The following is a 14,634-nucleotide window of genomic DNA, read 5'->3' as shown; positions in this document are numbered from 1 at the left end:
CGTGTTCCGCAGCGAGTACGCAGATGTCCCGGCCGTCGACCTCCCCATCCACGACGCCGTGCTCGGCCGGGCCGCCGAGCGGGGCGGCGCCCCCGCGCTCGTCGACGGCGTGGACGGCACCACCCTCACCTACGAGCAGGTGGACCGTTTCCACCGCAGGCTCGCCGCCGCGTTCGCCGAGGCGGGTCTCGTCAAGGGCGACGTCCTCGCCCTGCACAGCCCGAACACCATCGCCTTCCCGACCGCCTTCTACGCCGCCACCCGCGCCGGCGCCTCGGTCACCACCGTCCACCCGCTCGCCACGGCCGGGGAGTTCGCCAAGCAGCTGCGGGACTGCGGCGCCCGCTGGATCGTCACCGTGTCGCCGCTGCTGGAGACGGCCCGCGCGGCGGCCGGGCAGGCGGGCGGCGTACGGGAGATCTTCGTCTGCGACGGCGCGCCCGGCCACCGTTCACTGATCGACATGCTCGGTTCGGCCGCGCCCGAACCGCGGATCGACATCGACCCGGCCGAGGACGTCGCCGCGCTCCCGTACTCCTCGGGCACCACCGGCGTCCCCAAGGGCGTGATGCTCACCCACCGGTCCATCGCCACCAACCTCGCGCAGCTCTCGCCGACCCTGCCGATGGGCCCCGGCGACCGCATCCTCGCCGTGCTGCCGTTCTTCCACATCTACGGGCTGACCGCCCTCATGAACGCACCCCTGCGGCAGGGCGCCACCGTCGTCGTGCTGCCCCGCTTCGACCTCGACACCTTCCTCGCGGCGATCGAGAGGCACCGCATCACGGGCCTGTACGTGGCGCCGCCGATCGTCCTCGCCCTCGCCAAGCACCCGGCGGTCGCGCGGTACGACCTGTCGTCCCTGCGCTACCTCATCTGCTCCGCCGCCCCGCTGGACGCCGCGCTCGCCACCGCCTGCTCGCGCCGCCTCGGACTGCCGCCGGTCGGCCAGGCCTACGGCATGACCGAACTGTCACCCGGCACCCACGTCGTTCCCCTGGACGCCGTGGACCCGCCGCCCGGGACCGTCGGCAAGCTGATCGCGGGCACGCAGATGCGGATCCTGTCCCTGGACGACCCGGACAAGGACCTCGGCGTCGGCGAACCCGGCGAGATCGCCATCCGCGGCCCCCAGGTCATGAAGGGCTACCTCGGACGCCCCGACGCCACCGCCGCGATGATCGACCGGGACGGCTGGCTGCACACCGGCGACGTCGGGTACGTGGACGCCGACGGCTGGCTGTTCGTCGTGGACCGGGTCAAGGAACTCATCAAGTACAAGGGCTTCCAGGTCGCCCCCGCGGAGCTGGAGGCACTGCTGCTGACCCACCCCGGTGTCGCCGACGCCGCCGTCGTCGGGGTGTACAACGACGACAACAACGAGGTCCCGCACGCCTTCGTGGTCCGCCAGCCGGCCGCTCCCGACCTCTCCGAGGGCGAGGTCATGATGTACGTCGCCGAGCGCGTCGCCCCGTACAAGAGGGTGCGCGGGGTGACCTTCGTCGAGAGCGTGCCGCGGGCCGCCTCGGGCAAGATCCTGCGCCGGGAACTGCGGGAGCGGTCATGACGCCCGTCGCCGTCACCCGGGAACGGGGTGTCGCCACGCTCACCCTGAACTCGCCGGGCAGCCGCAACGCCCTGTCCGCCCCGCTCGTCGCCGCCCTCGCCGACGCCCTGACCGCGTGCGGCGAGGACCCGGGCGTACGCGCCGTCGTCCTCACCCACACCGGGAACACCTTCAGCGCCGGAGCGGACCTCCGGCAGCCGCCGGACCCCGCCGCGTTCGTGGCCCTGCTGCGGCAGGTCGTGGAGCTGCCCAAGCCGGTCCTCGCACGCGTCACCGGCCACGTACGGGCGGGCGGACTCGGGCTGGTGGGCGCCTGCGACATCGCGACGGCCGGACCTGAGGCGTCCTTCGCCTTCACCGAGGTCCGCATCGGGGTCGCGCCCGCCGTGATCTCCATGCCCCTGCTGCCCCGCCTCGACCCGCGCGCCGCCGCCCGCCACTACCTCACCGGCGAGCGCTTCGACGCGGCCGAGGCGGCCCGCTGCGGCCTGCTGACGGAGGCCGCCGAGGACGTCGACGCGAGCCTCGCACCGGTCCTGGACGGCCTGCGCCGGGCCTCACCCGAGGCCCTGGCCGAGACGAAACGGCTGCTCACGGCTAGGGTGCTGGAGACCTTCGACCGGGACACCGCCGCGCTCACCGCGCTCTCGGCACGCCTGTTCGCCTCCGACGGCGCCCGCGAGGGGATGACGGCCTTTCTGGAACGACGGGATCCCGCATGGGTGCTGTGACCGCGACCGGCGTCGACCGTGCCCCGAAGCAGGACCGCAGCCGGGCCACCCGGCAGCGGCTGCTCGCGGCGGCCGTGGCCTGCCTCGCCGAACACGGCTGGGCGGGCTCCACGGTCTCCGTCGTCGCCGAACGCGCCGGCGTCTCCCGGGGCGCCGCCCAGCACCACTTCCCCACCCGCGAGGACCTGTTCACCGCCGCCGTCGAGTACGTCGCCGAGGAACGCTCCACCGCCCTGCGCGCCCTCTTCCCGGAGGGCGCCGCCGACCGCCCCGCCGTCGTCTCCGCCCTCGTCGGCCTCTACACCGGGCCCCTCTTCCGCGCCGCCCTCCACCTGTGGGTCGCCGCGTCCAACGAGGAGCAGCTGCGCCCCCGGGTGACCGAGCTGGAGGCCCGCGTCGGCCGCGAGAGCCACCGCATCGCCGTCGACCTGCTGGGCGCCGACGAGACGCGCCCCGGCGTCCGCGAGACCGTCCAGGGACTGCTCGACATGGCCCGCGGCCTGGGCCTGGCGAACCTGCTCACGGACGACGCGGGCCGCCGCGAACGGGTCGTCGCGCAGTGGGGCGCACTCCTCGACGACGCCCTCGGCTGACGGCGCGGCCCCGGCCCGGTCACGTCAGGGGCTGAGCCGCTCCACCCGCCAGGCGCCGTCCGCCCCGGCCACGTACCGGAGCCGGTCGTGCAGCCGGTTCTCGCGGCCCTGCCAGAACTCGACCGACCGCGGGGCGATCCGGAACCCGCCCCAGTGCGGCGGCACCGGCACCCGCTCGCCCTCCGGATAGCGGGCGGTCAACTCCTCGTACGAGGCGTCGAGTTCCGTGCGCGAGTCGATCACCGTGGACTGCGCGCTCGCCCAGGCGCCGAGCTGGGAGCCGTGCGGGCGGGTGCGGAAGTACGCCGCCGTCTCGTCGCGTCCGGTGCGCCGCGCGACCCCCTGGACGATCACCTGGCGGGCCATCGGATGCCACGGGAACAGCAGCGACACGTGCGGATTGGCGGCCAGCTCGCGCGCCTTGCGGGAGTCGTAGTTGGTGTAGAAGACGAAGCCCCGTTCGTCGTACTGCTTCAGCAGCACCGTGCGCGCACTGGGGCGGCCGTCCGCGTCCGCGGTGGAGACGACCATGGCGTTCGGCTCGTACACCACGCCCCGCACCGCGGCCTGCGCCGCCTGCTCGAACCAGCGGCCGAACTGGTCCATCGGGTGGGGAGCGAGGTCAGGCTCGTCGAGACCCTCCGCGCGGTAGTGCGCGCGCATCGCGGCGGGGTCGGCGGCCGGCGGTCCGCCGACGGCCTCGGCGGCCTCGGCCGCACGCTGGACGAGGGGCTCGGCGGCGGATTCATCCGGGAAGCGGTCGGTCACGCGGCCATCCTGCCGTACGGACCCGGGGTCCCGGCGGTGAGCTGCTGGAGCGGATGCGCGAGCGACTGCTCCACGGGTGCGCTTCGTCACTGTGTGGCACTGAGTGCCGCACGCTCTCCCCAAAGGTGGCACTCAGGGATATCGTGCTGCTGCCGTTCCGGTTGGGTGACCGCCGACCGCACGGGGCACCACCGGGGTGACCGCTTCGGACCGCGAGCCGCCGGAGACTTCGGGCAGTCCCGCACGAGTCTTCGGACCCGGCCGGGGAACCGGACCGGACCCGCCCCGCCCACGTCCGGCACATGGTCGCCGAACCCCGAACACCATCTGTCGCACCCACCACGAGGAGCCGCCTGATGTCCGACTTCGTACCCGGGCTTGAGGGAGTCGTCGCGTTCGAGACGGAGATCGCCGAACCGGACAAGGAGGGCGGCGCGCTCCGGTACCGGGGCGTCGACATCGAGGACCTGGTCGGCCACGTCTCCTTCGGGAACGTCTGGGGCCTCCTCGTCGACGGCGCCTTCAACCCCGGACTGCCGCCCGCCGAGCCCTTCCCGATCCCCGTCCACTCCGGCGACATCCGCGTCGACGTGCAGTCCGCCCTCGCCATGCTCGCCCCCCGCTGGGGTCTCAGGCCGCTGCTCGACATCGACGAGCGGCAGGCCCGCGACGATCTCGCCCGCGCCGCCGTCATGGCCCTGTCGTACGTCGCCCAGTCCGCCCGCGGCCAGGGCCTGCCGATGGTCCCGCAGAGCGAGATCGACAAGGCCCAGTCCGTCGTCGAGCGGTTCATGATCCGCTGGCGCGGCGAGCCGGACCCCAAGCACGTGGCCGCCGTCGACGCCTACTGGACCTCCGCGGCCGAGCACGGCATGAACGCCTCGACCTTCACCGCCCGCGTCATCGCGTCCACCGGCGCGGACGTGGCCGCGGCGCTGTCCGGCGCCGTCGGCGCGATGTCCGGCCCGCTGCACGGCGGCGCCCCCTCCCGCGTCCTCGGCATGATCGAGGAGATCGAGCGCACCGGCGACGCCGAGGCCTTCGTCAAGCGGGCCCTCGACAAGGGCGAGCGCCTGATGGGCTTCGGGCACCGCGTCTACCGCGCCGAGGACCCCCGCGCCCGCGTCCTGCGCCGCACCGCCCGCGAGCTCGGCGCCCCCCGCTTCGAGATCGCCGAGGCCCTGGAGAAGGCCGCCCTCGCCGAGCTGCACGCCCGCCGCCCCGACCGGGTGCTGGCCACCAACGTCGAGTTCTGGGCGGCCATCGTCCTCGACTTCGCCGAGGTGCCGGCGCACATGTTCACCTCGATGTTCACGTGCGCCCGCACCGCGGGCTGGTCGGCGCACATCCTGGAGCAGAAGCGCACCGGCCGCCTGGTACGGCCGTCCGCCCGCTACGTGGGCCCCGGCTCCCGCAGCCCCCAGGACATCGCGGGCTACGGGGGCATCACGTCCTGACCCCGGCCCGGTACGCCGTCCGCCCTCACGCGGGCACGAGCAGCCCCGCGTGGTGGCGGGCGGCGACCAGCGGATGCGCGCGGAGCTTGCCCTTCAGCTCGTTGCGCCCGTACTCCGCGAAGAGCGGGTTGGCCGGGTCCGTCGTCACCCCCGGCGCCGCGGACGCGCGCGGGAACGGCAGCGGCTCGACCCGGGCGTCGAGCCGCGGGTTGTAGAAGAACGGCACGGAGAACCGCTCGGTGGCCCCGGGTGGGCTGACCACCCGGTGGCTGGTCGCCAGCAGGTAGCCGTTCGTCGCCACCTCCAGCAGCTCGCCCAGGTTGACGACGAACGCCCCCGGGACCGGCGGCACGTCGTGGAAGAGCCCGTCCGCGCGCTGCACCTGGAGTCCGCCCACCTCGTCCTGGAGCAGCAGCGTCAGGAACCCGTAGTCCTTGTGCGCGCCCACCCCCTGGCCCGCGCCGTCGCCCGCGCTGCCCGGGTACCGCACCAGCTTCAGCTGCGGATGGGCGCGCTCCCCGAACGCGGTCTCGTAGAAGTCGCCGGGCGCCCCGATCGCGGTCAGCAGCTCGCGCAGCAGCCGCGCCGCGACGGAGCTGAGCCGGTCGATCCACGCGAGCGCGGCGGTACGCAGTTCCGGCAGCGCGGCCGGCCACTGGTTGGGGCCCTGCAGCCACCAGTACGCAGGTTCGTCCGGGCCGGGAATCCTGGCGGGCCGCTCGGGGCCGATGTCGAGCTGGTCCCGCCAGTCCCGGCTGCCGCCCGTCCGCTCGTCCCCGGTGCGGGTGTAGCCGCGGAAGTGCGGGGAGTTGACGTTGTCGAGGGCCAGCCGGTCGGCCTCCGGGAGCGCGAAGAACCGCCGCATGGCACCGAGCAGGGCGGAGGTCTCGGCCTCCGGCACCCCGTGCCCGACGAGCTGGAAGAAGCCCACGTCGTGGGCGGCGCTGTGCAACTGCGCGTGCAGCAGCGCACGCGCCTGAGGACCCCGGCCGGCGGCCGACAGGTCGATGATGGGGAGCTGCTGGTACGACGGGTTCGTCGCGGCATTCGTCATGGGATGCGTCCGCAGGGGTGTACGGGTGCCCGGGCCGCCGCCGGGGGTGGGGCGGGCGCCACGGGTGCCGGGTGGGCGTGGAGAGGGAGGGGGCGCTCCCGGGAAGAACCGGGAGGCGGGTGGTGCGGGGCCGGGGTCAGACGGACCGTCGACAGCCCGTGCTCGTGACGCGGACGTAGTCCACATGGCGGCGTCGTACGAGCGAAAGCATGCGCCCAGCGTACTGCGGGTCCCCCGAGCGGGACGCGGCCCCGGTCACATCCGTGGTCCGCTTCCGCGAAGTCGCCCCGGCCGCGGGCGATCCGTGCCCCCCGACGCAGGCGACCCGCGGGCTCTGGTCCCCTCGCCGGGGCGAGGAGGCCGGCCGGACGTACCGGCGAGCCCGCGGGTCGGGTGACTGCGTGGAAATTCGGCCGGCTGCACGCGCGAACACGCGCGCTGGTCCGGCACCGCACTGCATGGGGTGGCGGGCCGCTAGCCCGCAGCCACCTCGCTCGTCCGGGTTCCATACATCTGCCGGATCACCTCCTTTCTCAGCGTGCGCCCAGCCTAGGAACCGATCCCGCACGGCTCAACCGTTTTTTCCGGGACGCCTGCGGTTGGGCATCCCGGGCAGGCGAGGGACCATGGGAAGTGCGCGGCGACGGAGCCGCCGGGGACCGGGGACGGAGCTTCGCCCCGCGACGATTTCCCCGAACTTCGGGGAACGTGGTGTGGGCTGGGTCACGTTCCAGTTGAATGATGACGAGTGAGCGAACCGACGCGCCGTACGTGCGGACGCAGCCTGCAGGGGGTTCAGGTGAGTGCTTCCCGGCGTAGTGGGACCACCGACGAGCTGGGGCCGGACGAGCCCGAGCACGACGGTTCGGATCTTCTTGCCGCGCTGCTGGACGGGATGGACGCGGCGCTGTGCGCCTTCGACGCCGACGGCGTCGTCACGCACTGGAACCGCGAGGCCGAGCGGATCCTCGGCTGGACCGCGGCCGAGGCCGTCGGCCGGCGCGGGTTCGCCGGATGGGCCGTGCGGACGGCGGACGCGGCGGAGGTCGCGCAGCGGCTGATGTCCGCGATGGACGCGCCCGGACGGCAGGTCCACGAGTTCGCGCTGGTCACCAAGGACGGCGGCCGCGTCCTCGTGCGGACGCAGTCGGCGGCCGTCCGCGGACCCGACGGCAAGCCCGCCGGGGTCTACTGCGCCTTCAGCGAGGTGCACACCCAGATCGACCTGGAGCGCTCCATCGCCCTGAGCGAGGCCCTCTTCGAGGACGCCAGCTGGGGCGTCGTGCTCGTGGACGCCGACCTGCGGCCCGCCGTGGTGAACGCCCACGCGGCCCGGGCCCTCGGCACCGGACGCACCGCCGTCCTCGGCCGCCCCCTGGGCGAGCTGCTCGCCCAGGGCGTCGAGGAACTGGAGAGCGCGCTGACGCACGTACTCGCCGAGGGTGCCCCGCCCGCGCCCGCCGAGATGTGGGTGAGCGTGCGCACGGCGGAGGGCGACAAGCGCCGCTGCTGGCGCAGTGGCTTCCTGCGGCTGGCCTCGCCGCTCACGGAGGAGCCCGTGCCGCTGGGGGTCGGCTGGCTCTTCCAGGACGTGACCGAGTCCAAGCAGACGGAACAGGAGGCCGCGCTGCTGCGGTTCCGCGCCAACCAGCTGCACCGGGCCGCGCGGGCCGCCGCGGAGTGCGAGGATCCCGCCGAGGCGGCCACGGTGCACCTGGACTTCGCGCTCGCCGGATTCGCCGACCACGCGCTGATCGACCGCGTGGCGGGCGGCCCGGTGGCCGACGGCGACACCCCGGTGCGGCTGGTACGGGACGCGGCCACGCCCGCCGGGGCGCCGGGTCCGAGCCTGCCGGGCGGGAAGGCGGGGATCCCCGTGCGGTACGCGCCGAGCCATCCCGCGCTCCAGTGCGTGGAGCGGTCCGGATCGGTGCGGGCCGGCGCGGGGAACGCCTCTCCCGAGGCGGCCCGCGAGTGGGCGGTGGCCCGCCAGTGGCCTGCGGACTCCGTGCACGCGCTGTGCGCCGTACTGCGCAGCCGTGGCCGCACGCTGGGCGTCGTGACGTTCCTGCGGGGCGCGGGGCGCAGCCAGTTCGAGCGGGCGGACGCGGTGTACGCGGAGGACGTGGCCGTCCGGATCGCGGCGTCCCTGGACCTGGCGGCCCTGGTGGCGCCGGACCGGTGACCCGGGTCGGAAATCCGTTGGCGGCAGGGGCTCTCCGGAGCCCGGTTCCGGCTCAGTGGCGGTAGAAGATCCGGTCCGCGTACTCGCTCATCACCCGGCCGTTCCAGTCGTGGCCGCCGTCGACGTTGCCCGAGCGCAGGAGCGGGGGCTCGATGCCCCGCTCGGCCAGGGCGCCGGCGGCCGTGGCCATCACGGCCTGGAGCAGCGCGGCGGTGACCACCGTGGAGGCGGGGGCGAAGGGCGCCGGGATGGCGTCCACGCTCAGCTCCGCGTCGCCGACCGCGATCTTCGAGTCCAGCACGATGTCGCAGTGGTCCTTGAGGTAGGTGCCGGAGGCGTGCCGCGACCTGGTCTCCGAGGCGTAGGCGACCGACGTCACGCCGACGACCTTCAGGCCGAGGGCGCGGGCGTTCACCGCCATCTCGACGGGGAGGGCGTTGCGTCCGGAGAGGGAGACGATCACGAGGAGGTCGCCGGCGCGGGCGGGGCTGGAGTCCAGGACGGCGCTCGCGAGGCCGTCGACCCGCTCCAGCGCGGAGCCGAGCGTGGCGGGCATGACGTCGACGCCGACGACGCCGGGCACGGCGAGCAGGTTCATCAGGGCGAGGCCGCCCGCGCGGTAGACGACGTCCTGCGCGGCGAGCGAGGAGTGCCCGGCGCCGAAGGCGAACAGGCGGCCCCCGGCGGCGACGGTGTCCGCGACGAGCGTGCCCGCCGCCTCGATGGCGTCGGCGTCCTCGTCCCGCACCCGCTGGAGCAGGCCGATGGCGGCGTCGAAGAACTGCCCGGCCAGCTTGCTCTCGCTCATCGGCGAAGCCCCTTCGAAGTCGCGTCGGCGGCGGCACGCCGGTGTCGGCGGCGGCCCGGAGCCGGGCGAACCGGCGGCCCGGCCGGGCCGTGCTCCCGTCGTGTCGCGGATCACGTTGCGGTCTGGACCAGTGCCCTGTCAATACGGCCCCCGCGGGCGGCGCGGACAGGCCGTCCGGGCATCGCGCAGCGCGCGGTTTCCCGGGCACGGCACGGTTGTCGGTGGTATGCGTCAGAATTGGGTCCAGGGCCAGCGCACGCGCCGGAGAGCGGTCCAGCTCTCGGCAGAGCAATCGAGGGGCACGTATGTCCGGACTGATCGACACCACGGAGATGTACCTCCGCACCATCCTCGAGCTGGAGGAGGAAGGTGTGGTCCCCATGCGCGCCCGGATCGCGGAGCGGCTCGACCAGAGCGGACCGACGGTCAGCCAGACGGTGGCGCGGATGGAGCGCGACGGCCTGGTGGCCGTGGCGGCCGACCGTCACCTGGAGCTCACCGAGGAGGGCCGCCGCCTCGCCACCCGCGTGATGCGCAAGCACCGGCTGGCGGAGTGCCTGCTCGTCGACGTGATCGGTCTGGAGTGGGAGCAGGTGCACGCCGAGGCGTGTCGCTGGGAGCACGTGATGAGCGAGGCGGTCGAGCGCCGCGTCCTGGAGCTGCTGCGGCACCCCACCGAGTCGCCGTACGGGAACCCGATCCCGGGCCTCGAGGAGCTGGGCGAGAAGGACGGCGCCGACCCGTTCCTGGACGCGGGCATGGTGTCGCTGGCCGACCTCGACCCGGGCGCGGACGGCAAGACCGTCGTCGTCCGGCGGATCGGCGAGCCCATCCAGACGGACGCGCAGCTGATGTACACGCTGCGGCGGGCGGGGGTGCAGCCCGGCTCGGTCGTCAGCGTCACTGAATCGCCCGGCGGCGTGCTGGTCGGCAGCGGCGGCGAGGCCGCGGAGCTGGTGGCGGACGTCGCCTCCCACGTGTTCGTCGCCAAGCGCTGACCTCCGGCGAGCCACACCTCCGAGTCCCTTCGGGTGTCAACTGCCGCGCCGCCAGGGGCAGTTGTGACGTCGAGTCGATCCCGTCGAATTCGAGATCCAGTGCGCGGAATCGCAGCGCCGCGACCGTTTGCGTGCGACGCTGTCGCGTGAGGCATATGACCGAGGGGTTCTTGGCCGTCGTCCGACAGCGATGTCACGCGGGCCGGGGAGGGAGCGGGAGATGTGCCGCAGGACGTGGAGAGGGCCCCGGCGCCGCTCGGCGCCGGGGCCTGTCCTCCCCTGTGCTGACCCGGAGCCCCGAGCTCCCAGGGTCATCCCCACCGGACCTTTTCCCCGAGTGGTCCGTTCCCTGTGGAAGATCTCCCCTCGGTGGCGGCCGTCAATCCCTGGGGGAGGTCACTCGAATGAGGGGTGTTGCCGTGCGAGAGCCCCTTTTCGAATCCCCATTCGATAGCGTGGGTGTGACGGATCATGTGTGACGCGCGCTGTATCACCGGGCACGTGGTGGCGAGGTGAGCGGCGGGCACGGCGGGACCCGGCAGAAGCGGCAGGACGACCAGCGGTACGGAAATGGACCGGCGGAAGTGAGCGGTCCGAGCGAGCCAGGGGGGTGCCAGGACCTATGGTGCGGCGCATCGACGTGACCGGAGCGGCCGGCGTACGGCTCGCGGCCTGGGAGTTCGGCGACCCTCCGAAGGGCGATCCGGGCCGGGCGGCGGAACCGGCCGTGACCGTGCCCGCGCAGGCCGGTGCCGGGCGGTTAGCCGCCGAGCGGACCGAGCAGGGGCCCGGCGTGCTCCTGCTGCACGGCCTGATGGGCCGTGCCTCGCACTGGGCGTCGACCGCGCGCTGGCTCTCCGAGCGGTATCGCGCCGTGGCGCTCGACCAGCGCGGCCACGGGCAGAGCGACAAGCCCCCCGAGGGGTTCTACACCCGCGAGGCCTACGTCGAGGACGCCGAGGCCGCGCTCGAACAGCTCGGTCTCGCGCCGGCGGTCGTCATAGGCCACGCCATGGGCGCGCTGACCGCCTGGCAGCTCGCCGCCAAGCGTCCTGACCTCGTCTGCGGCCTGGTCATCTGCGACATGCGGGCCTCGGCCCTGGGCGCCGCGTCCCAGCGGGAGTGGGAGGACTGGTTCAAGGCCTGGCCCGTCCCGTTCGCGACGCTGGCCGACGTCCGCAAGTGGTTCGGCGAGGACGACCCCTGGGTGGAGCGCCCCAATCCGGCCCGCGGGGAGTTCTACGCCGAGGTGATGTCCGAGTCGGGTGACGGCTGGCGCCCCGTCTTCGAGCCGGAGCAGATGCTCAAGTCCCGCGAGACCTGGGTGTACGACGCGCACTGGGAGGAGCTGACCCAGGTCCGGTGCCCTGCCCTGGTGGTCCGCGGCCTCGACGGCGAGCTCGGCCGCGCGGAGTCCCAGGAGATGGTCCGCGTCCTGCCCCGCGGCGAGTACGCGGAGGTCGCCGACGCGGGCCACCTCGTCCACTACGACCAGCCCGACGCCTGGCGCGCGGCGATCGAGCCGTTCATGGACAGCGTCCTGACGAAGTGAGTGCGGCCGGGCCGCCCGGTGATCCCGCCACGGAGGGTGCGCCCGGGGCTCCGCGCGGGCGCCCGTCCGCGTGACGTGCGGACCACGCCCCGCCGGGGCAGCGGCCCCGCCTTGTGACGGGGCCATGCCGGCATTGGCTCCAGCCGGGCCCGTGCGGGCCCGTGGCAGAGGGCTGCCGTGTCCCCGGTGCGGTGGGGGCACGTACGGCGGCCCGCTGTCGACGGTGCCGGGGGTCTCGCTCGGCCGCGGGGCGGGCCCGTGCCGGGCGGTCGGCGGCCATCGGGCCGGAAGAAATGTGCCCGGCACCTGACCGGATGCCTCGCGCCGCCCCCCCTGGCCGGACCGGCGAGTCACCGCACCATGCCGGCGCACTGCCCGGGGCGCGCACCGCGTCCCGTTCCGTCAGCCCTTGCTCACCGCCGTGAGGATCTCCGGCAGTCGCCGGGCCGTGCGAGGGGCGGCCAGGCGCAGGCCCAGCAGCGTGATCAGCGCGCCGTACGCGGTGCCGGCCGGCAGCAGCAGCCACGTCCACGCGTCGCCGTCCGCGGTCACGTTCAGCCAGATCGTGAGCGCGATGACCGGGGCGCACAGCAGCGCCGCCGCCACCATCCCGCCGAAGATCGAGATCCAGGCGAGGCCCGCCTGGCCCGGGGCCACGTTCTTGTAGCCCTCCTGCGGGATCGAGTACGGGAAGCGGGCCGACGACCAGGCGCCGGTCGCCAGCATCGCGCCGAGCAGCGCGAAGGACAGCCCGAGCACCTCCGGCAGCCGGGCCCAGTCGCCGAGCAGCGCGGTGGTCGCTACGGTCACGAGCGTCGCGTAGGGCAGCGTGATCACCAGCAGCGCCAGTGCCCGCCCGCGCAGCTCGACATAGGCGTCCCGGGTCGACGAGATCGTCGTCGCGACCATCCAGAACGCGGAGGTGTCCTGCCCGAACTGGTTGTACATCTGGATGCCGAGCATGCCGGCCGCGAAGCACGCGAAGTAGACCGACCCGGTGCCCTGGAGGGCGTTGAACACCGGCACGATCAGCCCGACGGCGAGCGAGGTCACCCAGGCCGCCTTGGTCTTCGGGTCGCGCCACACGTAGCGCAGGCTCCGCTCCATGACGGTCCCGGTGCGCCCCGCGGGCAGCAGCCGGCTCAGGCCCGTCGAAGCGCGTTCCCTGGCGGCGGGCTCGGCCGCCTGCAGCGTCGACCCGTCCGGCGAGGTCATCAGCCGGGTCAGACTCCGCGACCAGAGGACCAGCAGGCCCACCAGAGCGGCCCCGGTGAGCAGGAGCTGGACGGCCGCGACACCGTACGAGCCCTCGCTCACCGCGTGCACCGCGCCGATCGCGGAGGCGGGCGGCACCCACCGCAGCACGTCGCCCGCCGGTTCGAGCGCGGCCAGCCCGCCCGCGGAACCGAGCCGCTGCGCGCCGAAGTTGACCAGCTGCGCGCCGACGGCGATGACGAGACCGCTGAGCACCGCGAGGTCGCGCCCCCGGCGGCTGGTCAGCAGCCGGATGTTGGCAGCAGCGACGGCCCGCGCGAGGGCCACGCAGACGAGCAGCGCGAGCGCCGTGGCGATCACCGCGGTGACGTACGCCGCCGGACCGTGCGCGACGGCCAGCACGGAACCGCCGAGCAGGCAGAGCGTGAACAGCGGCCCGATGCCGACCAGGGAGGCCACGAGCAGCGCCCGCACCAGGGGCCGCGGACGCAGCGGCAGCATCACCAGCCGGGTGGGGTCCAGGGTCTCGTCGCCGCTGGGGAAGAACAGCGGCATCACCGCCCAGCCGAGCGCGAGGACCGCCACCAGCAGGACGGTGACGGCGGTGGCGTGGGCGTTGCCGCGCAGGGCGATCAGGCCGATCAGCTGGAGCGCGGCGAAGAGGAGCACGAGCACGGTCGAGGTGACGTACGCGGCCCGCCGCCCGGACGACTGCCGCAGCCCGTTGCGCAGGAGCGACAGCTTGAGACGTACGAAGACGGAAGTGACGGAGGCGGCGGGTGCGGCGGGTGCGGCCGGACCCGGGGCGGTGGCCGTGTTCACCGGGCGCCGCCGCCGAGCCAGTCGAGGTCGGAGCCGGCGGTCCGGCCGTGCGCGCCGACGAGTTCGAGGAAGGCGTGCTGGAGCGAGGGGGCGTCGCCGCGGACCTCGGCCAGCGGGCCGTGCGCGCGGATGCGTCCGGCCGCCAGCACCGCCACCCAGTCGCACAGCGACTCGACGAGCTCCATCACGTGGGAGGAGAAGACGACGGTGGCGCCGGAGGCCGTGTAGCGCTCCAGGACGCCCCTGATGATCTGCGCGGACACCGGGTCCACACCCTCGAACGGCTCGTCGAGGAACAGGACTTCGGGGTTGTGCAGGAGTGCGCAGGCCAGGCCGATCTTCTTGCGCATGCCCGTCGAGTAGTCGACGACGAGCTTGTGCTGGGAGCCCGCGAGGTCGAGGACGTCCAGGAGCTGGGTGGCCCGCTTGTCCACCTCGGCGCCGGGCAGTCCGCGCAACCGGCCGGTGTACGCGAGGAGTTCGCGCCCGGACAGCCGCTCGAAGAGCCTGAGCCCCTCGGGCAGGACCCCGATCCGGGCCTTGACCTGTACCGGGTCGCGCCACACGTCGTGGCCGACGACCTCGACGGTGCCCTGGTCGGGCCTGAGCAGCCCGGTCACCATCGAGAGGGTGGTGGTCTTCCCGGCCCCGTTCGGTCCGACCAGTCCGATGAACCGGCCCGCCGGCACCTCCAGATCGATACCGGCGACGGCGATCTGGTCCCCGAACCGCTTCCAGAGCCGCCGTACGCGTACGGCGGGCACATCCACCCCTGCTGCCTCGGTCATACAAGCACCTTAAGGGGAGCGACCCCGCTGCCGGCGGGGTGCGGGGAACCGCGTGACCGGCCGCGCGGCGGGCCCGGGGCGCGCGCAGCGCGGGAC

General features: G+C 74.1%; 12 protein-coding genes. 7 read left to right on the top strand and 5 right to left on the bottom strand.

Annotated elements, in window-relative coordinates; translation table 11 throughout:
* Position 1 precedes the first annotated feature (1 nt).
* Genes ACFYP4_RS26660 through ACFYP4_RS26650 form a run of 3 tightly spaced genes read left to right on the top strand, consistent with a single transcriptional unit; the run spans position 2 to position 2,891 of the window.
* A complete protein-coding gene (locus ACFYP4_RS26660) occupies positions 2-1,567 on the top strand; it encodes a 4-coumarate--CoA ligase family protein (protein ID WP_388788642.1) in 1,566 nt (521 codons plus the stop codon).
* Positions 1,564-2,298, top strand: coding sequence for an enoyl-CoA hydratase family protein (locus tag ACFYP4_RS26655; RefSeq protein WP_358853950.1), 735 nt, complete (start codon positions 1,564-1,566; stop codon positions 2,296-2,298). The genes ACFYP4_RS26660 and ACFYP4_RS26655 overlap by 4 nt, the downstream gene beginning before the upstream one ends.
* Positions 2,286-2,891 carry a TetR/AcrR family transcriptional regulator gene (locus ACFYP4_RS26650; protein WP_358853949.1) on the top strand — a complete coding sequence of 202 codons (606 nt, stop codon included), beginning with the start codon at positions 2,286-2,288 and terminating at the stop codon, positions 2,889-2,891. The genes ACFYP4_RS26655 and ACFYP4_RS26650 overlap by 13 nt, the downstream gene beginning before the upstream one ends.
* Positions 2,892-2,915: 24 nt before the next feature.
* Here ACFYP4_RS26650 and pdxH read toward each other — a convergent pair whose 3' ends face one another.
* The gene (gene pdxH / locus ACFYP4_RS26645) at positions 2,916-3,554 is read right to left on the bottom strand and encodes a pyridoxamine 5'-phosphate oxidase (protein ID WP_388788813.1); all 639 of its coding nucleotides are present in this window, start codon (positions 3,552-3,554) and stop codon (positions 2,916-2,918) included.
* A 461-nt stretch (positions 3,555-4,015) separates the two neighbouring features.
* On the opposite strand from pdxH, the gene ACFYP4_RS26640 reads away from it, so the two are divergent.
* Positions 4,016-5,116, top strand: a complete 1,101-nt coding sequence (locus ACFYP4_RS26640) for a citrate synthase 2 (protein WP_358853948.1) — start codon at positions 4,016-4,018, stop codon at positions 5,114-5,116.
* Positions 5,117-5,141: 25 nt separating this feature from the next.
* Here ACFYP4_RS26640 and ACFYP4_RS26635 read toward each other — a convergent pair whose 3' ends face one another.
* A complete protein-coding gene (locus ACFYP4_RS26635) occupies positions 5,142-6,170 on the bottom strand; it encodes a 2-oxoglutarate and iron-dependent oxygenase domain-containing protein (protein WP_358853947.1) in 1,029 nt (342 codons plus the stop codon).
* Between the two features lie 799 nt (positions 6,171-6,969).
* On the opposite strand from ACFYP4_RS26635, the gene ACFYP4_RS26630 reads away from it, so the two are divergent.
* Complete coding sequence (locus tag ACFYP4_RS26630) at positions 6,970-8,355, top strand: PAS domain-containing protein (protein WP_358853946.1); 1,386 nt, start codon at positions 6,970-6,972, stop codon at positions 8,353-8,355.
* A gap of 52 nt (positions 8,356-8,407) precedes the next feature.
* Here ACFYP4_RS26630 and ACFYP4_RS26625 read toward each other — a convergent pair whose 3' ends face one another.
* Entirely contained in the window at positions 8,408-9,163 is a 756-nt protein-coding gene (locus tag ACFYP4_RS26625) for an SIS domain-containing protein (RefSeq protein WP_358853945.1), read from the bottom strand.
* Positions 9,164-9,468: 305 nt separating this feature from the next.
* Between ACFYP4_RS26625 and ACFYP4_RS26620 the strand changes: the two genes are divergently transcribed.
* Both ACFYP4_RS26620 and ACFYP4_RS26615 read left to right on the top strand, forming a co-directional pair.
* A complete protein-coding gene (locus tag ACFYP4_RS26620; protein WP_358853944.1) occupies positions 9,469-10,161 on the top strand; it encodes a metal-dependent transcriptional regulator in 693 nt (230 codons plus the stop codon).
* A 622-nt stretch (positions 10,162-10,783) separates the two neighbouring features.
* On the top strand, positions 10,784-11,713 hold the full coding sequence (locus tag ACFYP4_RS26615; protein WP_358853943.1) for an alpha/beta hydrolase: 930 nt from the start codon (positions 10,784-10,786) through the stop codon (positions 11,711-11,713).
* Between the two features lie 402 nt (positions 11,714-12,115).
* On the opposite strand, the gene ACFYP4_RS26610 is transcribed toward ACFYP4_RS26615, so the two are convergent.
* Entirely contained in the window at positions 12,116-13,750 is a 1,635-nt protein-coding gene (locus ACFYP4_RS26610) for a transporter (protein ID WP_388788635.1), read from the bottom strand.
* Positions 13,747-14,538 (bottom strand): ABC transporter ATP-binding protein, encoded by a 792-nt coding sequence (locus ACFYP4_RS26605; RefSeq protein ID WP_388788632.1) that lies wholly within the window; start codon positions 14,536-14,538, stop codon positions 13,747-13,749. Before ACFYP4_RS26605 ends, ACFYP4_RS26610 begins: the two co-directional genes overlap by 4 nt.
* Positions 14,539-14,634: the final 96 nt, after the last annotated feature.

Source organism: Streptomyces sp. NPDC005551 (assembly GCF_042871785.1).
In the GTDB taxonomy this organism is placed as follows: Bacteria; Actinomycetota; Actinomycetes; order Streptomycetales; family Streptomycetaceae; genus Streptomyces.
Note: the sequence above shows the minus strand (reverse complement) of the source record. Positions and strands in the feature narration are given on the sequence as shown.

Bases quoted from the DNA above. Each gene is read 5' to 3' on its own strand.
- ACFYP4_RS26615 (WP_358853943.1), top strand. From the start codon at position 10,784: ATGGTGCGGCGCATCGACGTGACCGGAGCGGCCGGCGTACGGCTCGCG.
- ACFYP4_RS26625 (WP_358853945.1), bottom strand. From the start codon at position 9,163: ATGAGCGAGAGCAAGCTGGCCGGGCAGTTCTTCGACGCCGCCATCGGC.
- ACFYP4_RS26620 (WP_358853944.1), top strand. From the start codon at position 9,469: ATGTCCGGACTGATCGACACCACGGAGATGTACCTCCGCACCATCCTC.
- ACFYP4_RS26605 (WP_388788632.1), bottom strand. From the start codon at position 14,538: ATGACCGAGGCAGCAGGGGTGGATGTGCCCGCCGTACGCGTACGGCGG.
- ACFYP4_RS26650 (WP_358853949.1), top strand. From the start codon at position 2,286: ATGGGTGCTGTGACCGCGACCGGCGTCGACCGTGCCCCGAAGCAGGAC.
- ACFYP4_RS26635 (WP_358853947.1), bottom strand. From the start codon at position 6,170: ATGACGAATGCCGCGACGAACCCGTCGTACCAGCAGCTCCCCATCATC.
- ACFYP4_RS26655 (WP_358853950.1), top strand. From the start codon at position 1,564: ATGACGCCCGTCGCCGTCACCCGGGAACGGGGTGTCGCCACGCTCACC.
- ACFYP4_RS26640 (WP_358853948.1), top strand. From the start codon at position 4,016: ATGTCCGACTTCGTACCCGGGCTTGAGGGAGTCGTCGCGTTCGAGACG.
- pdxH (WP_388788813.1), bottom strand. From the start codon at position 3,554: ATGCGCGCGCACTACCGCGCGGAGGGTCTCGACGAGCCTGACCTCGCT.